The following is a 20,408-nucleotide window of genomic DNA, read 5'->3' as shown; positions in this document are numbered from 1 at the left end:
GCTTCACAGGCCACGCTCGCTTTTTACGGGGCCCGGTTCCCGGGTCCCGACACCTCTTCGAATACTTCCAAGGTCCATCCAATGACACTTCGCATCGCTTACGTCACCAGCGGCATGGGCAGCCTTGGCACCGCCATCTGCCAGAAGCTGGCCCATAGCGGCCACACCGTGGTGGTCGGCTGCGGGCCCGATTCGCCGCGCAAGGCCGGCTGGCTGCGCGAGCAGCGCGCGCTGGGCTTCGACTTCATCGTCTCGGAAGGCAACGCGGCCGACTGGGACTCGACCGTGGCCGCCTTCGACCAGGTGCGCTCGGAGGTCGGCGAGATCGACGTGCTGGTCAACAACGCCGGCGGCCACCGCGACCAGCTGTTCCGGCAGATGCAGCGCGCGGACTGGCAGGCGGTGATCAACGGCAACCTCAACGCGCTGTTCAACGTCACCAAGCAGGTGATCGACGGCATGACCACGCGCGGCTGGGGACGCATCGTCAACATCGGCTCGGTCAGCGCGCACCGCGGGCAAATCGGCCAGGTCAACTACGCCACGGCCAAGGCGGCGATGGGCGGCTTCACCCGTGCGCTGGCGCAGGAAGTGGCCACGCGCGGGGTGACGGTCAACACGCTCTCGCCCGGTTACATCGCCAGCGCGGCGATCAGCGGCTTCCCGCCCGACATGCTGGAGCGCCTGGCCTCCAGCGTGCCGGTACGCCGCCTGGGCCAGCCGGCCGAAGTCGCCGGCCTGTGCGCCTGGCTGGTTTCCGACGAGGCCGCCTACGTCACAGGCGCCGACTACGCCGTCAACGGCGGCCTGCATATGGACTGAGCGCGACTCCTGCTCGGTGGGTGCAACTGTCTTCTCAAGTCTCGCAGCCGCCTGCCTGTAGAGCGGAGCTTGCTCCGCTGGGGCCTTCCCACGAACCGAACGAAGAGCAGCGGAGTCCCCAAGAGGGGATTGCCACAAGCTCCGCAAAGGTGGGAGCCGCCGTGGCGGCGATGGGGCCTTCCCGGTAAAGCCTCATCGCCGCCATGGCGGCTCCCACAGGGTTTGCGAGGACTGTGCGCGCGGCCTGACCCGTGCTGTGCCACGCCCTGTCGGGTCGAGGCTCTGCGGCCAACAGGTCAGGATTTCTTTCGAGCCGAAGTCATGAGACATGAAGCGCGCCGCAGCGGGCCGGCGGGCGGTGGCCGCGACGAGCGAGGCAGGAGGCCCGAGCGCCCGAATCAGGGCGCCGATGCCCTGACTGAGGGGAAAGCGGACGCCGCCCGCCGGACCGCTGCCCCTTTTCGAAGTCGCAACGCCCACGCACTGCAATCCCTATAGCGACAAGAACAAAAAAGGACGGCCAGAAGCCGTCCTTTTTCATATCTCCCGCCGAACTCGGCGGAAAAACTGCCTCACTTCAGCCCGCGATTCTCCAGCAGCGGCGCGACGCTGGGATCCTTGCCGCGGAAGTCGCGGTACAGCGTGGCCAGGTCGACCGTGTTGCCGCGCGAGAGGATCTTGTCGCGGAAGATGTCGCCGTTCTTGCGGCTCAGCCCGCCGTGCTCCTTGAACCACTCGAACGCATCGTCGTCCAGCACCTCGGCCCAGAAGTAGGCGTAGTAGCCGGCCGAATAGCCGCCGCCCCAGATATGGTCGAAGTAGGTGGTGCGGTAGCGCGGCGGCACTTCGGCCAGATCGACCTTGTACTTCTTCAGCGAATCGGCCTCGAACTTGTCCACGTCCTGCAGCGGCGCGTCGGCCGGCAGGGTGTGCCAGGACAGGTCCAGCAGCGCCGCCGAGAGGTACTCGGTGGTGGCATAGCCCTGGTTGAAGGTGCGCGACTTCTTGATCTTCTCCACAAGATCGGCCGGCATCGCCTCGCCGGTCTGATAGTGCTTGGCGTAGTGCGCGAACACCTTCGGATCGGAGGCCCAGTGCTCGTTGAACTGCGAGGGGAACTCGACGAAGTCGCGCGAGGTGGCGGTGCCGGCCAGGGTCGGGTACTTCACGTTGGAGAACATGCCGTGCAGCGCATGGCCGAACTCATGGAACATCGTGGTGACGTCGTCGAAGCTCAGCAGCGCCGGCTGGCCTGATGCGGGCTTGGTGAAGTTGCAGACGTTGTAGACCACCGGCTTGGTGCCGCTCAGCCCATTCTGGCCGACGAACTCGTCCATCCAGGCGCCGCCGGACTTGCTGTCGCGCTTGAAGTAGTCGGTGTAGAACAGCGCCAGCGACTTGCCGTCCTGGTCGAACACCTCGTAGACCTTCATCCCGTCGTGGTAGGTCGGGATGTCGGTGCGCTCCTTGAAGGTGATGCCGTAGAGCTGGGTGGCGGCGTAGAACACGCCGTTCTTGAGCACGTTGTCCAGCTCGAAGTACGGCTTGATCTGCGCCTCGTCCAGGTCGTACTTGGCCTTGCGCACCTGCTCGGCGTAGAAGTCCCAGTCGGCCGCGGTGAGCTTGAACCCGCCCTGCTGCGCGTCGATCACCTTCTGCATCTCGGCCGCCTCGCTGCGCGCCTTGGCGGTGGCGGCGGGCACGGTGTCGGTGAGCAGCTTCAGCGCGGCATCCGGCGTCTTGGCCATCTGGTCGCTGAGGCTGTAGGCCGCATAGCTGTCGAAGCCGAGCAGCTTGGCCTTCTGCGCGCGCAGCTGGGCCAGGCGCTGCACGGTCTGGCGGGTGTCGTTGGCGTCGCCCTTCTCGGCGCGCGTCTGCGAGGCGCTCATCACCTGCAGGCGCAGGTCGCGATCCTTCAGCGAGGCCAGCACCGGCTGCTGGGTGGTGTTCTGCAGGGCCAGCAGGTACTTGCCGTCGAGCTTGCGCGCGGCCGCGTCCTGCGCGGCCGAGGCGATGTCGCCGTCGGACAGGCCGTCCAGCTTGGCCTTGTCGTCCACCACCACCGCGCCGGCGGCGGCGGCCGCGACCAGCTTGGTGTGGAACTGCGTGGCCAGGGTGGTCTCTTCGATGTTGAGCTTGCGCAGGGTGGCCTTGTCGGCGTCGGACAGCTGCGCACCGGCGCGCACGAACTCCTGGTACTGGTACTCGACCAGGCGCTTCTGCTCCGGGTCCAGGTTCAAGGTGTCGCGCTGGTCGTAGAGGCTCTTGATGCGCGCGAACAGCTTCGGATCCAGGTTGATCTCGTCCTGGTGCGCGGCCAGCTTGGGCGCGATCTCTTCCTGGATCTTCTGGCGCGCATCGTTGGTATCGGCCTGGACCAGGCCGAAGAAGATGCGCGAGACACGGGTCAGGGTCTCGCCGCTGCGCTCCATCGCCTCCAGCGTGTTGGCGAAGGTGGCCGGCTCCGGGTTGTCGGCGATCTTGCGGATCTCGGCCAGGTGCTGCTGCATGCCTTCCTCGAAGGCCGGCAGGTAGTCGCTGTCCTGGATCTTGTCGAACGGCGGCGCCTGGAAGGGCAGCGTGCTGGCGCTCAGCAGCGGGTTGGCGCGCTGCGGCGCGGCGTCGGCGGCCGGGGTGGACGCGGCGGGTTTCACGGCATCGGCCTCCGTTTGTGCGTGGCAGGCGGCCAGCGCCAGGCTGATGGCGGTGGCAAGAGCGAGGGTGCGGGTCATGCGGGATCCAGCCATTGCGGAAGAGCCGCGCACGCTACCCGATCTGCCGGTCGGTGGCACGTGCCGGACGCTGGCCGATTGGGCCAAAGGTCAGCGTCAGGACGCACCGACGCCCGGGCCCGGCCTGCCCGGCCCGGGCACCGGATAAGCCACGCTTAGGGCGCCGCCTGGCCGGCCGGCAGCGGCAGTGCGTCGTCCTTGTAGATGGCCACGTGCGGCACGCCGTCGGCGCCGATCCAGCCGCGGTACATGCCCTCGGTATTGAACGGGAAGGCGACCACGCCATCGGCGGCCAGCCCGATCGCGCCGCCGTCGCCGCCGGCGGCCGGGATCTCCCGGTTGATCACCGTCTGCGCCGCGCGCACCAGCGACTGGCCGGCGTACTTCATCCGCGCGCAGATGTCGTAGGCGGCCACCGCGCGGATGTAGAACTCGCCCCAGCCGGTGCCGGACACGGCGCACTGCGCGTTGGCATAGGTGCCGGCGCCGATGATCGGCGAATCGCCGACCCGGCCGTAGCGCTTGTCGGTCATGCCGCCGGTGGAGGTGCCGGCCGCCAACCGCCCGGCGCCGTCCAGCGCCAGCGCGCCGACGGTGCCGAAGTGCCTGGCCGTGGCCAGGTCCCCGTGGGCCAGGCCCTGGCGGTCTTCCTTCAGCGCCTGCTGCAGCTGCTGCCAGCGCTTCTCGGTGCGGAAGTACGACGGATCGACCAGCGTGATGCCCTGCTCGCGGGCGAAGACCTCGGCGCCATCGCCGACCATCATCACGTGCTGGGAGTGGTCCATGACCGCCTTGGCGAGCAGGATCGGATTCTTGACCCGGTGCACGCCGGCGATCGCGCCGGCCTTGCCGCTGGCGCCGTCCATGATCGCCGCGTCCAGCTCGTTCCTGCCGTCGTGGGTGAACACCGCGCCCTTGCCGGCGTTGAACTGCGGCGAGTCCTCCAGCACGGTGATGGCCGCGGCCACCGCTTCCGGCGCCGGCTTGCCCTGGGTCAGCAGCGCATGGCCGACCTGCAGCGCGGCGGTCATCGCCGCGCGCGCCTCGGCCTCGTCGGCCGGCGTCATCCCCTTGCGCTCCACGCCGGCCCCGCCGTGGATCACCAGCATCGGCGCATCCAGCAGGACCAGCACGCCGTCGCGCACCGCGTAGCGGCGCTGGAAGACCGGCGCGTCCACCGTGCCGGCCGGCAGGTGCAGCACCGAGCCGGCGCCCACGCCCAGCGTGCGCACCTGCGCCAGCCGCATCGGGCTGTCCTCGGCCTGGCGCTCGGCGAAGCCGCCCTGCACCACCGTCGCGCCCGCGCCGGGCGCGGTGGCGTACACGCGGGCGCTGCCATCGCCTTCCACGGCCACCGCCGCGCTCTCGTCCACGCCCAGGCCGATCAGCGGATGCCCGGCCAGGGTCTCGGCCTTGGCCACGAAGCCGATCAGCCGGCCCAGCCGGTTGCGTTCGCTGAAGTGCGTGTCGGTGACCACGCCCTTGAGCGCGGCCAGGTGCAGGAAGCCGGTCTCGATGGTGTTCTCCGGCCCCAGCGGATCGGCCAGCGCGCGCGGACTGGTCTGGCTGCCGCCGTCCATGGCGCCGTACAGATACTCGCCCTGCATGGCCAGGCCGGCGCTGGTGCCGCCCAGCGGCTTGTCCGCGGCCACATGCGCATCCAGCGCGGCGGCCACCGGCGTGTCCTTCCAGAAGCGCACGTAGCGCGACTGGTCGCCGCCGGCGATGAAGATGCCGTCGGCCCGCTTCAGGGCCTGCAGCATCTTCGGATCGTAGGCCGCCTGGCGGTCGTGGAAGACGAAGGTCTCCACCGACACCGGGCCGCCGACCTCGCGATAGAACTCCTCGCCCACCTCGCCGGCCTGCGAGGCGCGCAGCACCACCAGGTGGCCGTTGCCGGCCTTGGCGAAGAACCAGCGCAGCGCATCATGGTTGCGGTCGCCGCCGCCCATCAGCAGCAGGCCCGGCTGGACCTTGCCCGGCGTGGCGGCCTTGGCATCGCCCAGCAGGTAGCGGTCCAGCGAGGCCGGCGCGGCCAGCGCCACACCCGACCACAGCAGCGCCGCCAGCAGCGGCCAGGACTTGCGCGAAACGGAGGGCATGGGCAGGGGTTCCTTTGGAGGGCGGCAGCCATGCAGGACGAACGAGCGGCGCCGATCCCCCTGTGGGCAACAGCGCGCCCGCTCGGCTATGGTGCAGGCCATGCGCACCGCCCTGGACGATTGGTTCATCCGCGAGATCCTGATCCACGAGGCGTCGCTGAGCGCGTATCTGCGCCGCAGCTGGTCGCGGCCCGACGAGGTCCACGACCTGCGCCAGGAGATCTACGTGCGCGTCTACGAGGCCGCCGGCAAGGCCCTGCCGACCGCGCCCAAGTCCTTCCTGTTCGCCACCGCCCGCCACCTGATGACCGACCGGCTGCGCCGCGGGCGGGTGGTGTCGATCGAGGCAGTGGGTGATCTGGACGCCTTGCACGTCTTGGTGGATGAGGCCTGTCCCGAGCGCGTATGCGGCGGACGGCAGGTGCTCAGGCGGCTGGCCGAGGCGTTCGACCGGCTGCCGGACCGCTGCCGGGAAGTGGTGTGGCTGCGGCGGGTGGAGGAACTGTCGCAGAAGGAGGCGGCCATGCGCATGGGCATCAGCGAGAAGACCGTGGAGAAGCACCTGGCCAAGGGCATGCGCCTGCTGGCCGGGGCCTATCACGGCGGCGGCCCGGCGCGCCCGGCCGCCGCCGCATCGCAAGCGACCGGACACCGGCATGTCGACGGACAGCGCCAGGATTGAGTCGCGCGCGGCCGCGTGGCTGGCGCGGCGCGACTGCGGCGACTGGGACACGCAGGCGCAGGACGCGCTGGAGGCCTGGCTGGCGCAGGCCACCGCGCACCGCATCGCCTTCCTGCGGCTTGAGGCGGCCTGGGAGCAGAGCGGGCGCCTGGCCGCGCTCGGCGCCGGGGTGGCGCCGGGCGCGGTGCCGCCGCGCGGCGCCTGGTCTTCCGGCCCAACGCCATCGTCCGCCTCCGTCGCGACCCCCGGCCCGGGCGCCGACCTGTCGCAGGTGGTCTTCGCCCCACGCCCAGCGCGCGCGCGCCGCCGCTGGCCTGCCCTGCTGGCCAGCGCGGCCGTGCTGCTGCTCGCCCTGGTCGTGGCCGGCGCCGGCTGGAGGCGCTACGCGGTCACCGAAAGCGTGCGTTACGCCAGCGCGCTGGGCCAGCTGCAGCCGGTGGCGCTGTCCGACGGCTCGCGCGCCACGCTCAGCAGCGACAGCCTGATCGAGGTCGCGCTGTCGGCCGCACGCCGGCGCATCGCGCTGGAGCGCGGCGAGGCCTACTTCGAGGTGGCCAAGGACGCCGACCGGCCGTTCGTGGTCGAGGCCGGCGAGCGCCGCGCGGTGGCGGTGGGCACGCGCTTCTCGGTACGCCGCGACGGCGCCACCACGCGCGTGATCGTCACCGAAGGCACGGTGCGGCTGGAATCGGACGACCACGGCGACCGCCCCGCCCCGACCACGCTGCTGCCGGCCGGCAGCATCGCCATCGCCGGCCCGGACGGGGTGCTGGTGCGCAGCGTGCCGCTGGCCGAGGCCGAGGCCGCGCTGGACTGGCGCGGCGGCCTGCTGAGCTTCCGCGACACCGCCCTGGGCGAGGCGGTGGCCGAGTTCAACCGCTACAACGCGCACAAGCTGGTGGTGGCCGACGCCCGGGCCGCTGCGCTGCGGGTGTCGGGCACCTTCCAGTGGGACAACGCCGACGGCTTCGTGCGCCTGCTCGAACGCGGCTTCCCCGTGCACGCCGAACGCCGCCCCGGGACGGTGCTGCTGCACAGCCGCTGAGCGCGCCGCGCGTCGATCGCGTGGGGGGAGTGGCGGACTTGTTCGTCCTGAGCCTTGCATGGGCGCGCCCCCCGCACGCCCGCCACTCTGGGGAGAGTCGAATGCATTCCAAGCTGCGAACGCTGCTGTTGAGCGCTGCCTGTGCGGCGGCCCTGTCCGCCCAGGCCCAGGCGGCCAGCCAACTGGACATCCCGGCCGGCAGCCTGGACGGCGCCCTGCAGGCGCTCTCGCGCCAGACCGGCGCGCAGCTGCTCTACCGCCCCGAGCAGCTGGCCGGCCTGCAGACCCGCGGCGTGCGTGGCGAGCTGAGCCCGGCGCAGGCCGCCGAGCGCCTGCTCGAAGGCAGCGGCCTGGTCGCCCGGCGCGACGCCTCCGGCGCACTGCTGATCGCCCGCCAGGACGCGACCCCGCGGCCTGCGCCCGGCGCGCGCCCGAAGCCCGCGCCGCAGGCCGACAGCGACGCCCCGACCGACCTGGAGCGCCTGCAGGTCACCGGCTCGCGCATCCCGCGCGCCCAGGTCGAGGGCCCGGCGCCGATCACCACCATCACCGCCGAGGACATCAAGGCCAAGGGCTTCACCACCGTGCCCGACGTGCTGCGCGCGATCACCCAGAACGGCGGCGAGACCCAGAGCCAGCAGTCGGCCAACGGCGCGGACTTCTCGCCCGGCGCCCAGCAGGTGGACCTGCGCGGGCTGGGGCCCAACCACACCCTGGTGCTGGTCAACGGCCGCCGCATCGCCGACTTCCCGCTGCCGTTCAAGGGCCGCAGCAACTTCACCGACATCTCCAACATCCCGCTGGGGATGATCGAGCGCATCGAGATCCTCAGCGGCAGCGCCTCGGCGGTGTACGGCTCGGACGCGATCTCCGGCGTGGTCAACTTCATCCTGAAGAAGCACGCCGACGGCACCACCGTGGACTACCGCTTCGGCACCACCAGCCGCGGCGATGCCGACTCGTTCGACCTGAGCATCTCCAGCGGCTTCGAGCGCGGCGCCTTCAGCGCGGTGTACGGACTGGAGTACACCGGGCAGAACCCGCTGTGGGCCTATCAGCGCGGCATCCAGGACTCCTCGCAGGATTCCCCCGTGGCCAGCGGCCGGATCGCACGCCGCGGCTTCCTGCGCACCGACTACTACGACACCTACCTCGACCCGGGCCGGGACACCTGCGAGGCCCTGGCCCGCTTCAACGGCAACTCCACCTACTACGCCTCGCGCCCGCGCTACGGCGACTACGACCCCGCGCTGGACGACTACGGCCCCGGCTACTACTGCGGCAGCGACAAGGCGATCGGCTACGGCACCATCATCAGCAAGCGCGAGGGGCTCAACGCCTACGGCAGCTTCAACTACGACTTCGGCGACGGGCTGCGCTGGTTCGCCGACGTGCAGGCCGGCTACCACACCATCGACCTGTTCCGGGACGTGCGCAGCTGGTCCTACCAGCAGCCCAACGGGCAGAAGGACGGCTACTTCTACAACCAGGCCACCGAGCAGGTGGAGTACTGGCAGCGCCAGTTCACGCCCGAGGAAATGGGCGGGCTGAACACCGGCACGGTCCGCAACCGGCAGAAGACCTTCAGCCTCACCACCGGCCTGGCCGGCCGCTTTGGTCAGGCCTGGGACTGGGAGGCCTCGCTGTCGCATTCGCAGTACTCGCTGGCGGTGAGCTGGCCGCAGATCGTCGCGTCCAAGGCCAACGACCTGTTCCTGGGGCCGATGCTGGGCATCGACGAGGACTCGGGCTATCCCATCTACGACGCCGATCCGGCGCGCCTGTACACCCCGCTGACCCGCGCCGAATACGACGGCATCTTCGCGCGCTCCACCTACCACCCCGAGTCGCGCAACGACACGCTGGCCTTCACCCTGACCAACACCGAGCTGTTCGGCCTGCCCGGCGGACCGGCCGGGCTGTCGGCCACCGCCGAGCTCGGCAGCCAGGGCTACGACCTCAAGCCCGATCCGCTGGCCACGCAGGACTACTACTACAGCTGGAAGGACTCCGACGGCCACGGCAGCCGCAACCGCTGGGCGGTGGCCAGCGAACTGCGCCTGCCGCTGCTGGAGCGCCTCAACCTGAGCCTGGCCGGGCGCTTCGACCAGTACCGCTTCGCCGGCCGCAGCATCGACAAGCCGACCTGGAGCGCGGGCGTGGAATGGCGCCCGATCGACGCGCTGCTGCTGCGCGGCTCCTACGGCACCGCCTTCCGCGCGCCGGACCTGCACTACCTGTTCGCCCAGCAAGGCGAGGACGAGACCTCCGGCGTGGACTACTACCGCTGCGACACCGAGGAGGCCGGCACGCCGTACGAGGACTGCAGCTACGGCGACGAGGGCATCGTGCGCACGCGCGTGGGCAACCGCGACCTCAAGCCGGAGACCAGCACCGCGTGGACCGCCGGCCTGGTGTTCTCGCCCACACCGGGCTTCGACATCTCGCTGGACTGGTTCGACATCGACATGCGCGACCAGGTGCAGGACCTGCGCGTGGACGTGGTCCTGCGCAACGAGCGCGACTGCCTCACCGGCGCGGTCCCGCTCAGCTCGGGCACGTGCGTGGACGCGCTCTCGCGCGTCACCCGTCTGGCGGACGGCAAGCTCTACGGCGTGTCCGTCGAACCGATCAACATCGCCCGCGAACGCACCTCCGGCGCAGACCTGGCCGCGCACTGGAAGCTGGACACCGGCCTGGGCCTGTTCACGCTGGGCCTGGACTACACCTGGGTGCACCGCCACGACATCCAGGTCTATGCCGGCGATCCGATGGTGGACGAGTTCGCCATCAACAGCGGCTACGACATCCCGCGCACCAAGACCAGCGCCAGTGTGGGCTGGAGCAAGGCCGCCTGGTCGGCCACGGTGTACGGCCAGCGCCTGGGCAAGCTGCCCAACTACGCCTCCTACGACCAGGACTTCGACGAGGACTCGGGCCAGAGCCCGTGGGTCGAGGCGACCTGGCGCTACAACCTGTCGCTGTCGCGGCAGTTCGGCGACCGCGCGCGCCTGTCGCTGACGGTCAACAACGTGCTGGACAAGATGCCGCCCAAGGACGCCAGCTACACCGCCTATCCGTACTACGACGTGTCCTGGTTCGATTCGCTGGGGCGCAGCCTGTATCTGGACTTCACCTACAAGTTCGGCGGCAAGGCCTTGTGAGAACCGCGTGCTGAGGAATGAGTAACGGGCGCGGGCAGAAGATCCGCGCTCACTCGCGCCTCGTTCCTCTCCGCCCGTTCCTCAGACAGTGCCGCGCGTCTTCCCCATCCACGGCCGGTACCAGGCGCGGATGGCGGCCATGTCGGCCTCCATGTCGGCGCTGGTATGGAACACCGGCCCCAGGCCGATGATCTTCTCGGGGTAGTGGAAGTAGGCCATCAGCACCGGCACATCGGCGGCGCGGGCGATCTTCCAGAAGCCCGCCTTCCACTTGTCCACGCGGTTGCGCGTGCCCTCGGGGGTGACCACGAACCAGATGCGCTCGCTGCGGCGGATGGTGTCCACCGCGGTGCTGACCACACCGCCGGCGTTGGCGCGGTCCACCGGCACCACGCCCAGCTTGTGCAGCAGGATCGACAGCGGCCACCAGAACAGGCTGGCCTTGGCCAGCACCTTGACCTCGAAGCCCATCGCGATCTTGGCCGCCATGCCCCACAGCCCGTCCCAGTTGGACGAATGCGGGGCCACGATCATCACCAGCTTGGGGATGTCCGGCAGCTCGCCGGCGATGCGCCAGCCGCTCAGGCGCAGCAGCGTGCGCGCGCACCAGCGGTTGAAGCGGTTGGGCTTCACACGCGGCATGTTGCGGGGGGTGGCCGGCATCTGGCCCGGCGGCCTCGGGGTCGGGTCAGTCCCAGTCACGTGCGGTCCGGTTGCGCTTGATCTGGCCACGGGTCTTCTTCTCATCCAGCCGGCGCAGCTTGGAGGCGCGGCTCGGTCGGGTCGCCACGCGCGCCTTGGGCACCGACAGGCTGGCAGCGATGATGTCGGCCAGGCGCTCGCGTGCGTCCTGGCGGTTGCGGTCCTGGGTGCGGAAGCGCTGCGCGTCGATCACCAGCACCCCCTCGTCGGTCAGGCGCCGGTCGCGACGCGCCAGCAGGCGGCTGCGCAGGGCCTCGGGCAGCGACGGCGAGCCAGCCACGTCGAAACGCAGCTCCACCGCGCTGGACACCTTGTTGACGTTCTGCCCGCCGGCGCCGCTGGCGCGCACGAAACGCTCGACCAGCTCCTCCTCGGGGATCGACAGCGCAGGGGTGATCTGGAGGGAACCGGCCGGCATGGCCGCGATTGTAGGACAAGGCGATGACACGCCGTGCGATGCCGCGACACGCGGGCTATCGCCCATCGCGGTCCTGAACCCCGGCCCGCGCGCGCACCTGACGAGTCTGTCATCGCGCTTTGCGAGCGAGGCGAACCGACGCAGAATCGCCGCCCTTGCTTAGTGAAATTTTTACACGCACCCCGCGCCGGCTCGGCACCATCGCCGGTCACGTTGCGCGCCTTTTCGAGATCCACATGCCACGCCGTCGATTCACGTCCGTCCTGTTGTTGCTGTCCCTGCTGGCGGCGGTCTGCGCGCCCGCGCTGGCCCGCGTGCCGACCGACGAGGAGATCGACCGACTGCTGGCCGCCTCGCGCGCGCAGAGCATGCTGGCGGCGATCCAGCCCCAGGTCGAGGCCATGCAGCGCGAGCAGTTCGCCCAGCTGACCCAGGGCAAGACGCTGACCCCGCAGCAGCAGGCCGAGATCCAGCAGATCCAGGCCAAGACCTCCGAGATCGTGCGCCAGTCGCTGGCCTGGGAGCAGATGCGCCCGGTCTATCTGGACGTGTACCGCAAGACCTTCGACGACGACGACGTCAAGGCGATGACCAAGTTCTACGAGAGCAAGGCCGGCCAGCGCCTGCTGGACCGCACGCCGGCGGTGATGCAGAGCCTGATGGTCGGCATCCAGCAGAAGATGATCCCGCAGCTCGAGGCGCTGCAGGCCGAGGTCAAGACCGTCTCGGCCGAGCCCCTGCCCGCCCCGCCGGTGTCCCCGCCGGAGGAGCGCCGCAAGTCGGCCACGACCAGCAGCACCCGCAAGAAGGCCACCTCGACCAGCAAGAAGTCGAGCACCAAGTCGAGCACGAAGAAGTCCAGCTCCAGCAAGTCGAGCAGCAGCAAGTCCGGCTCGACCAAGGCCAGCACCACCAAGAAGGCCACCACCAGCAAGACCCCGGCCAAGAAGACCACCACGACCAAGAAGGCCTCGTAGCGCCGCACCCCGGCGCAGGGCGGCAGCCCTGAAGACGGCGTCCGCGACCTTGCCGCAGCCGCAGCCGCAAAGCCTCACGCCTCTCTCGGCGCGCAGACGAAGCGGAACCGCCCACAGCCCCCTTTCGTCCCCCGAAGTCCCGAACAGCCCCTCCCCTTTCGCGAAGCGAAGGGGGAGGTTGGGAGGGGGTACTCTTGCTTTTGACTTCCCCGCGAAGAGCACCCCTCCCCATCCCTCCCCTTGGCCTGCGGCCAAAGGGAGGGGGCAGAAGCAGAATGCGCGCCCTTCAGGAATGGCTGATCAAGAAGTCGTTCCTCGCCAAGCGGGAAACAACAGAGGCGCTTCTACCGGAAGCCCTAAAGCGCCAACTGCGACCGCGGCGGCAGACGCCAGTCCACCGCCCCCAACCCGTGCCGATCGAGATACTCGTTGGCCTGCGAGAAATGCCGGCAGCCCAGGAAGCCGCGGTGCGCCGACAGCGGCGAAGGATGCGGCGCCTTCAGCACCCGATGCCGGCGCGGATCGATCACCTTGCCCTTGGCCTGCGCATAGCTGCCCCAGAGCAGGAACACCAGATGCTCGCGCTCCTGCGCCAGCGTCTGGATCACATGGTCGGTGAAGCCCTCCCAGCCCTTGCCCTGATGCGCGCCGGCGCGGCCTTCCTCGACCGTCAGCACCGAGTTGAGCAGCAGCACGCCGTGGCGCGCCCACGGCGTCAGGCAGCCGTGATCCGGCGGAGTGAAGCCGATGTCGCTGGCCAGCTCCTTGTAGATGTTCTGCAGCGACGGCGGCACCGGTACACCCGGCAGCACCGAGAAGCACAGCCCATGCGCCTGCCCGGTGCCGTGATACGGATCCTGGCCCAGGATCACCACCTTGACCGCCTCGAACGGTGTGGCATCGAACGCCGCGAAGATCTGCGGCCCCGGCGGAAACACATGCGCCCCGGCCTGCTTGCGCTGACGCAGGAACGCCGACAGCGCCTGCATCTCCGGCCGCAGCAGCCAATCGCCCACCCGCGCCTTCCACGAAGGCTCGAGCTGGATGCGGGGCTGGGAAGCGTCTTCGGTCATCGCGTCATTGTAGGCGGCGCCGATGCTTGCTTGTGCAGGTGGGAGCCGCCTGTAGACCTGTAGAGCGGAGCTCGCTCCGCTGAAGCCTTCCCCACAAACCGAACGAAGCGCAGCGGAGCAAGCTCCGCTCTACGCCACCGCCGGCAGCGTGGCCATGTCCCAGCGTGGGGTGACGTGCACCTGCGCGTCGCTGCGCTGGCCGGCTTCCAGGCGCAGCGCGCCGGCGAAGGCGATCATCGCGCCGTTGTCGGTGCACAGCGCCGGGCGCGGGAAGCAGGCACGGCCGCCGCGCTGTTCGCACATGGCCTGCAGCCTGGCGCGCAGACGCTTGTTGGCGCCCACGCCGCCGGCGATCACCAGCGTGTCGCTGCCGGCCGCCTCCAGCGCGCGCTGGCACTTGATCGCCAGGGTGTCGACCACCGCGTCCTCGAAGCCGCGTGCGATGTCCGCGCGCGTGGTCTCGGACTGATCGCTGTCGCGCCAGGCCAGCAGCACCTGCGTCTTCAGGCCGGAGAAACTGAAGTCCAGGCCCGGGCGGTCGGTCATCGGCCGGGCGAAGGTGTAGGCCCCCGGCGTGCCGGTCTCGGCCAGCCGCGCCAGCTGCGGGCCGCCCGGATACGGCAGGCCCATCAGCTTGGCGGTCTTGTCGAAGGCCTCGCCGGCCGCATCGTCCAGGGTCTCGCCGAGCAGGCGGTACTCACCGATCCGGTCCACCGCCACAAGCTGGGTATGCCCACCGGAGACCAGCAGCGCGACGAAGGGCGCCGCGGGCGGGTCGTCCTCCATCAGCGGCGCCAGCAGGTGGCCTTCCATGTGGTGCACGCCGATGGCCGGCAGGTCCAGCGCCCAGGCCAGCGCGCGGGCCACGCCGGCCCCCACCAGCAGCGCGCCGACCAGGCCGGGCCCGGCGGTGTAGGCCACGCCGTCCAGATCGCGGGTGGACAGGCTGGCCTCGCTCAGGGTCTGGCGGATCAACGGCAGCAGCTTGCGCACGTGGTCGCGGCTGGCCAGCTCCGGCACCACGCCGCCGTACTGGGCATGCAGGGCGATCTGGCTGTAGACCGCGTGGGCGCGCAGGCCGGCCGCGCCGCCCAGGGCGGTGTCGTAGACCGCCACGCCGGTCTCGTCGCAGGAGGTTTCGATGCCGAGGACTTTCATGGCCACAGGATGCGCCCGGCGCAGGCCCTTTTCCAGCCCGCGCGCTTGCACGGCACCGGACGAGCCGCTATAGTGCGCGGCTCACCGGGTCAGAGCCCGGTCATTTTGTGTCCCGGAGATTCCATGCCCAGCGTCAAAGTCCGCGAAAACGAGCCGTTCGAGTTTGCGCTCCGTCGTTTCAAGCGCACCTGCGAAAAGGCCGGCGTGCTGGCCGAAACCCGCAAGCGCGAGTTCTACGAAAAGCCGACCCAGGAGCGCAAGCGCAAGGCCGCTGCCGCGGTGAAGCGCCAGCTGCGTCGCTCCTCGCGCGACGTCACCAAGCGCCAGCGCCTGTACTGAGCGAAGGCGGGTCGTTGCGTCGGCCACCGCTCCGCGCGGTGGCTCGGCGGCAAGCCAGACCAAGAGCCGGCACGCGCGAGCGTCGCCGGCTTTTTGTCGTCCCTTAGATTCCTGTTCCCGCGCGGGTTCGACCCGCGCGCCCTGCCCCGGAGGATGGCCATGAGCCTCAAGCAGCAGCTGACCGAAGACATGAAGACCGCCATGAAGGCCGGTGAGAAGGATCGCCTGGGCGTGATCCGCCTGATCAACGCGGCGATCAAGCAGCGCGAAGTCGACGAGCGCATCGAGCTGGACGACGCCGCGGTGCTGGCCGTGCTGGAGAAGATGGTCAAGCAGCGCAAGGACTCGGTCAGCCAGTACGAAGGCGCCGGCCGCGAGGACCTGGCCGCGATCGAGCGCGCCGAGCTAGCCATCATCGACACCTACCTGCCGGCCAAGCTGGACGAGGCCGCCATCGCCGCGGCGATCGATGCGGCCATCGCCCAGACCGGCGCCGCCGGCCCGGCCGACATGGGCAAGCTGATGGGCGTGCTCAAGCCGCAGCTGGCCGGGCAGGCCGACATGGGCCTGGTGTCCAAGCTGGTCAAGCAGAAGCTGGCCGGCTGAGCCCGCGCCCCGGCGCGCCGCCTGCGGGCCGCGCGCCGTCCGCCCGCCCGCGCGAGCTGCAATCGAAAGCCATTCTCATCTACACTTCCCGGGCTGGGTGCAAGCCTCTCGCCGCGCCCGCCAGCAGGTCCGCCTTGCAAGGACCTCCCGGGGAAGTTCCACATGTCCGCTTCCACTCACCGCGCCGGCCTGCGCCCGACGTTGTTGACCCTGGCCGTGTTGGCGGCCCTGCCCGCCGCGGCCCAGCAGGCGCCCACGGCGGCCACCGCCACGGACCTGGACAAGGTCACCGTCAAGGGCGAGAAGACCGACCGCTCGCTGCAGGACACCGCCTCCAGCGTGGCGGTGACCACCAGCGCCAGGATCGAGCAGGAGAACCTGCTCTCGCTGTCGGACCTGATCAACCGCACGCCCAACGTGACGCCGATGTACGGCCAGCGCGGCTTCACCATCCGCGGCATCGCCGACGAGTCCGGCGCGCCCAACCCGCTGGCCACCATCTATCTGGACGGCGCGGCGATGCCCAGCCAGGCCAGCGACAGCCTGCCCACCGACCTGTGGGACCTGTCCCAGGTCGAGATCTTCCGCGGCCCGCAGTCCACCATCCAGGGTCAGAACGCCCTGGCCGGTGCGATCGTGATGCGCAGCGAGGACCCGACCATGGACTGGAGCGGCCGCGCCCGCGTACTGCTGTCCGACCCGTCGGACAAGCGCTACGCCGTCGCCGGCGGCGGCCCGCTGGTGAGCGACGAACTGGCCTTCCGCGTGGCCGCCGAGAAGCGCGATTTCGACGGCTACGTGTGGAACCCGACCCGCCAGACCGGCGAGGACGCGCTGGAGAGCACCAACGCCCGCTTCAAGCTGCTGTGGACGCCCAAGGGGCTGCCGGGCCTGACCGCGCGCCTGACCTGGATCAACGACAACCGCGACGGGCCGTACATGTACACCTACGCGCGCAGCGATGTGCGCGACCCGTTCGACCATCCGATCAACACCTCCGACTTTCCCAACACCACCAGGTCCCACGCGCAGATCGGCACGGCGCAGGTGGACTACGACTTCGGCAACGCCTGGACCCTGTCCTCGGTGACGGCCTGGAGCAAGGTGACGACCGCACGCAGCGCCGACAACGACCTGGGACCGGTGGATTCCGCCCACACCCTCACCGACGGCGACTACCGCGGCCGCTCGCAGGAGCTGCGCGTGCACTACGCCGGCGAGCGCCTGGACGGGCTGCTGGGCGCGTACTGGTCGCGCGCGGAGGATGGCAACATCCAGTCCAGCCGCACCAATGTGACCACGCCGGTGACGACCATCGCCGGGGTGCTGCGCGCCTCGGGGTTCCCGGCGGCTAACGCCACGGCCATCGCCGCGCGCTACGCGCAGGCGCTGCCGGTGATCCCGGTGGACTACGACAGCGATGCGCCGACCGAGTCGGAGAACAAGGCGCTGTTCGGCGATGGCCAGCTGCGGCTGGCGCCGGCGTGGACGCTGCTGGGCGGGTTCCGCTACGACCGCCAGGACTACACCTTCTCCAACGACACCAATGCGGTGTTCGCCGGCACCCTGCCCGATCCGGGCGGCTTCGGCGCGGCCGGCTCGCTGCTGTACCGGGCGGTGGTGGGCATCAACCAGGCGGTGCTGGGCCTGGTGCGTTCGGCCAGCGGCGGCTACGTGGCGCCGACCACGCGCAGCTTCACCGCCTTCCTGCCCAAGGCCGGGCTGCGCTGGGACTTCGCCGCGGACAAGTCGCTGGCGCTGACTGTGCAGCGCGGCTATCGCTCGGGCGGTTCGAGCTTCAACATCGCCCGCAGCCAGGTGGTCGCCTACGACCCGGAATACACCTGGAACTACGAGGCGGCCCTGCGCACGCAGTGGCTGGACGGGCGCCTGACCTTCAACGCCAACGCCTATTACATCGACTGGAAGGACAAGCAGGTCACCGCCTACTTCGGCCTCAACACCTACGACTACAACACCGTCAATGCCGGCCGCGCGCACCTGTACGGGCTGGAAGCCGAGACGCGCTACCGCGTCAGCGAGGGCTTCGACCTGTACGCCGCGCTGGGCGGCACGCGCACGCGCTACGACGAATTCCGCACCATCCAGGGCGCGACCATCACCGACTACAGCGGCCAGGAGTTCGCCTATGCGCCGCACTGGACGCTGGCGGCCGGCGGCAACTGGCGCTGGGCGCAGGGCTGGTTCGGCAACCTCAACGCCAACTTCCGCGACAGCGTGAAGTTCAGCGTGGGCAGCGGCGCCGAGGGCGCGCCCTCGCGCACGCTGGTCAACGGCAAGCTGGGCTACGGCAACCTGGACTGGAGCGCCTACGTGTTCGGCAGCAACCTGCTGGACAAGGGCTATGTCCAGTACGCCTGGGCCGATCAGCCCAACATGGTGATCGGCGCGTCGCGCGTGATCGGGATCGGATTCGAGGCCTACTGGTGAGGCGATGAAGCGCATGTGCGAGGCAATCCGATGACCGTGCTGTATCTGCTCGGCGGCCTGCTGGCCGCGCTGGCGTTCTATCTGGCCTGCGCGCATCAGCGCCTGCGGCCATCGCTGCGCGCGCATGCGCGCGCCCTGCGCGTGGCCGGCTGGCTGCTGTGCGCGGCCTGCCTGGGGCTGGCGATCGCGGTGCTGGGGCCGTGGGCCGGTGCGTTCGCCGCATTGAGCGCGGTGATGCTCGGCCTGGTCGCGCTGCCTTATCTGGATGCCTGGCGCCAGGCGCGCAAGGTGGCCCCATGACGGGCAAGTGGCTGGCGGCGATCCTGCTGGGCCTGCCGCTGTCCACCGGCGTGGTCGGGCTGGCGGCGCTGCTGTGGCCGGGCCGGCTGGAGGTGCACACCTTGCCGCTGTTGCTGCTGTTCTTCCCGGTGTGGATCGGGACGATGTCGGCGGCCTTCGCCTGCCGCAGCGGCGCGCGCGCCTGGCTGTGGCTGGGCGGGGCCACGGTGCTCGCCTACGCCGCGCTGTATGCGGCCAAGGCGCTGGGTTGGGCCGCGGAGCTGCCGGCATGAAGGCCGCGACCCTGCGCAGCTTCCTGTCGCTGCATACCTGGGCCGGGCTGCTGGCCGGGATGGCGCTGTTCATCGCCTTCTATGCCGGCGCCTTCAGCATCTTCACCCACGACTTGAACGACTGGGCGCCGCGCCCGGCCGTGGCCGATGCCAAAGAGGCGGACCCGGCGCAGACGCTGGCCCGCGCGCAGGCCCTGGTGGACACCATGCAGCGCCAGCATCCGGACGCGCGCGATGCGATGTTCCTGGTGTTGGCCGGCGACCACGGCCCGGTACCGCGCGTGTTCCATCAGCCGCCCGGCGGGCGGGAGACCTTCCAGTACCGGCTCGACGAACACCGCGCCCTGCAGCAGCTGCCGCAGCGGGTGGGCTTCGTCGATTTCCTCTACGACCTGCACTTCACCGCCGGCCTGCCGCGCACCTTCGGCACCTATCTGTTCGGCGTGGTGTGCGTGCTGTACGGGCTGGCGCTGGTGTCCGGCGTGGTGGCCTACGCGCCGGTGCTGCTGAAGGACCTGTTCGCGCTGCGCGTGGGCAGCAACCTCAAGCGCCTGTGGCAGGACGCGCACAACGTGATCGGCATGCTCTCGCTGCCCTTCCACATGATCTTCGCCTGGTCGGGCGCGGTGCTGACGCTGGGCCTGGTGCTGCTGGCGCCGTTCCAGTACCTGGTGTTCGGCGGCAAGCTGATGCAGGTGCTGGCATCGGACTTCGAAGTCGTCCCCCACGTCGCGCCGGCCAAGGTCGCCGCGCCGACGCTGCCGGTGGCCGAGCTGATCCGCCGCGCGCAGCTGGCGCTGCCGGGCATGGAGGTGGACTCCATCGCCTACCACGACGCCGGCGATGCCAATGCCCAGATCGAGCTGTATGGCGAGATCGACCAGCGCCATCTCAACACGCTGGCGGTGGTCGCGCTCAACGGCGCCAGCGGCCAGGTGCTGCGGGTGGTCGATCCGCGCGCGATGTCGCCGGGCACGGCGATGCTGCGCGGGCTGCAGGCGCTGCACTTCGGCAACTACGGCCACGGCGCCGTGCACTGGCTGTACTTCGTGCTGGGCCTGGGCGGGGCGTTCCTGTTCTACAGCGGCAACCTGCTGTGGATCGAGGCACGGCGCAAGCGGCGCACGCCGCAGCAGCCGACGCGCACGCAGGTGATGGCGCGGCTGACGCTGGGCGTGTGCCTGGGCTGCGTGGGCGGGGTCTCGGCGCTGTTCATCGCCGGCGCCCTGCTGCCCGAGGCGCAGGCGAAGTTCGCCTACTACGCGGTGTTCTTCGCGCTGCTGCTGTGGGCGCTGCTGCGTGCGCCGGCCAGGGCCGGTGCGGAGCTGCTGTTCGCCTGCGCGGCGCTGACCGCGCTGGTGCCGGTGGCCGGGTGGATCGGCACCGGCGAGCATCTGTTCGCCGCGCTGTGGCACGGGCACTGGACGCGCTTCGGCGTGGGCGCGATCGCGCTGCTGCTGGCGCTCGCGTACTGGCGCATGGGCCTGGCCGCGCGCCGTCGCGCTCGTGCCGGCGAGGCCAACAGCGTGTGGTCGGCCCAGACGCCCGCCAGCGCGGGCTGATCC

Annotated in this window: 17 protein-coding genes and 1 pseudogene; 11 read left to right on the top strand and 7 right to left on the bottom strand. The window is 70.3% G+C overall.

The features are described 5' to 3' along the window. Positions 1-81 precede the first annotated feature (81 nt). Positions 82-822 (top strand): acetoacetyl-CoA reductase, encoded by a 741-nt coding sequence (gene phbB, locus ACFJIT_RS18005; protein ID WP_130521557.1) that lies wholly within the window; start codon positions 82-84, stop codon positions 820-822. 572 nt (positions 823-1,394) lie between these two features. On the opposite strand, the gene dcp is transcribed toward phbB, so the two are convergent. From dcp to ACFJIT_RS17990, 3 genes and pseudogenes are all read right to left on the bottom strand, one after another. After that, positions 1,395-3,554: a peptidyl-dipeptidase Dcp gene (dcp, locus tag ACFJIT_RS18000; RefSeq protein ID WP_379654482.1), complete on the bottom strand. Its 2,160-nt coding sequence runs from the start codon at positions 3,552-3,554 to the stop codon at positions 1,395-1,397. Positions 3,555-3,709: 155 nt separating this feature from the next. Continuing rightward, a complete protein-coding gene (locus ACFJIT_RS17995) occupies positions 3,710-4,663 on the bottom strand; it encodes an isoaspartyl peptidase/L-asparaginase family protein (protein ID WP_379655801.1) in 954 nt (317 codons plus the stop codon). Between the two features lie 237 nt (positions 4,664-4,900). Further along, positions 4,901-5,317 (bottom strand): annotated as a pseudogene (locus ACFJIT_RS17990) (Type 1 glutamine amidotransferase-like domain-containing protein); the annotation flags it as partial. A gap of 439 nt (positions 5,318-5,756) precedes the next feature. Here ACFJIT_RS17990 and ACFJIT_RS17985 point away from each other — a divergent pair. From ACFJIT_RS17985 to ACFJIT_RS17975, 3 genes are all read left to right on the top strand, one after another. Next, complete coding sequence (locus ACFJIT_RS17985; protein ID WP_379654481.1) at positions 5,757-6,338, top strand: RNA polymerase sigma factor; 582 nt, start codon at positions 5,757-5,759, stop codon at positions 6,336-6,338. Beyond that, positions 6,313-7,383 carry a FecR family protein gene (locus tag ACFJIT_RS17980; protein ID WP_379654480.1) on the top strand — a complete coding sequence of 357 codons (1,071 nt, stop codon included), beginning with the start codon at positions 6,313-6,315 and terminating at the stop codon, positions 7,381-7,383. Before ACFJIT_RS17985 ends, ACFJIT_RS17980 begins: the two co-directional genes overlap by 26 nt. 101 nt (positions 7,384-7,484) lie before the next feature. Beyond that, positions 7,485-10,547, top strand: a complete 3,063-nt coding sequence (locus ACFJIT_RS17975) for a TonB-dependent receptor domain-containing protein (protein WP_379654479.1) — start codon at positions 7,485-7,487, stop codon at positions 10,545-10,547. Positions 10,548-10,628: 81 nt separating this feature from the next. Here ACFJIT_RS17975 and ACFJIT_RS17970 read toward each other — a convergent pair whose 3' ends face one another. After that, positions 10,629-11,189 (bottom strand): lysophospholipid acyltransferase family protein, encoded by a 561-nt coding sequence (locus ACFJIT_RS17970; RefSeq protein WP_130521547.1) that lies wholly within the window; start codon positions 11,187-11,189, stop codon positions 10,629-10,631. A gap of 46 nt (positions 11,190-11,235) precedes the next feature. Further along, positions 11,236-11,667, bottom strand: a complete 432-nt coding sequence (gene arfB, locus ACFJIT_RS17965) for an alternative ribosome rescue aminoacyl-tRNA hydrolase ArfB (protein WP_130521545.1) — start codon at positions 11,665-11,667, stop codon at positions 11,236-11,238. 266 nt (positions 11,668-11,933) lie between these two features. Between arfB and ACFJIT_RS17960 the strand changes: the two genes are divergently transcribed. Then, the gene (locus tag ACFJIT_RS17960) at positions 11,934-12,644 is read left to right on the top strand and encodes a DUF2059 domain-containing protein (protein WP_228257934.1); all 711 of its coding nucleotides are present in this window, start codon (positions 11,934-11,936) and stop codon (positions 12,642-12,644) included. A gap of 356 nt (positions 12,645-13,000) precedes the next feature. Here ACFJIT_RS17960 and ung read toward each other — a convergent pair whose 3' ends face one another. Both ung and tsaD read right to left on the bottom strand, forming a co-directional pair. Beyond that, entirely contained in the window at positions 13,001-13,717 is a 717-nt protein-coding gene (gene ung, locus ACFJIT_RS17955; RefSeq protein ID WP_379654478.1) for a uracil-DNA glycosylase, read from the bottom strand. 129 nt (positions 13,718-13,846) lie between these two features. Next, positions 13,847-14,875 (bottom strand): tRNA (adenosine(37)-N6)-threonylcarbamoyltransferase complex transferase subunit TsaD, encoded by a 1,029-nt coding sequence (tsaD, locus tag ACFJIT_RS17950; RefSeq protein ID WP_379654477.1) that lies wholly within the window; start codon positions 14,873-14,875, stop codon positions 13,847-13,849. A gap of 123 nt (positions 14,876-14,998) precedes the next feature. Here tsaD and rpsU point away from each other — a divergent pair, with 123 nt between their 5' ends. The 6 genes from rpsU (at position 14,999) to ACFJIT_RS17920 (ending at position 20,405) form a co-directional block, all read left to right on the top strand. Next, positions 14,999-15,214: a 30S ribosomal protein S21 gene (gene rpsU, locus ACFJIT_RS17945; protein ID WP_002808376.1), complete on the top strand. Its 216-nt coding sequence runs from the start codon at positions 14,999-15,001 to the stop codon at positions 15,212-15,214. Positions 15,215-15,373: 159 nt separating this feature from the next. Then, entirely contained in the window at positions 15,374-15,820 is a 447-nt protein-coding gene (locus ACFJIT_RS17940) for a GatB/YqeY domain-containing protein (RefSeq protein WP_130521536.1), read from the top strand. 162 nt (positions 15,821-15,982) lie between these two features. Further along, entirely contained in the window at positions 15,983-18,271 is a 2,289-nt protein-coding gene (locus ACFJIT_RS17935) for a TonB-dependent receptor (RefSeq protein ID WP_379654476.1), read from the top strand. A 30-nt stretch (positions 18,272-18,301) separates the two neighbouring features. Beyond that, positions 18,302-18,571: a hypothetical protein gene (locus ACFJIT_RS17930; protein ID WP_130521532.1), complete on the top strand. Its 270-nt coding sequence runs from the start codon at positions 18,302-18,304 to the stop codon at positions 18,569-18,571. Continuing rightward, positions 18,568-18,843: a hypothetical protein gene (locus ACFJIT_RS17925; RefSeq protein WP_130531984.1), complete on the top strand. Its 276-nt coding sequence runs from the start codon at positions 18,568-18,570 to the stop codon at positions 18,841-18,843. The genes ACFJIT_RS17930 and ACFJIT_RS17925 overlap by 4 nt, the downstream gene beginning before the upstream one ends. After that, complete coding sequence (locus ACFJIT_RS17920; protein ID WP_379654475.1) at positions 18,840-20,405, top strand: PepSY-associated TM helix domain-containing protein; 1,566 nt, start codon at positions 18,840-18,842, stop codon at positions 20,403-20,405. The genes ACFJIT_RS17925 and ACFJIT_RS17920 overlap by 4 nt, the downstream gene beginning before the upstream one ends. Positions 20,406-20,408 lie beyond the last annotated feature (3 nt).

It is taken from the genome of Pseudoxanthomonas sp. UC19_8 (assembly GCF_042700505.1).
In the GTDB taxonomy this organism is placed as follows: Bacteria; Pseudomonadota; Gammaproteobacteria; order Xanthomonadales; family Xanthomonadaceae; genus Pseudoxanthomonas_A; species Pseudoxanthomonas_A winnipegensis.
The sequence above is the reverse complement of the archived record's forward strand: the minus strand, read 5'-3'. Positions and strand labels throughout refer to the sequence as shown.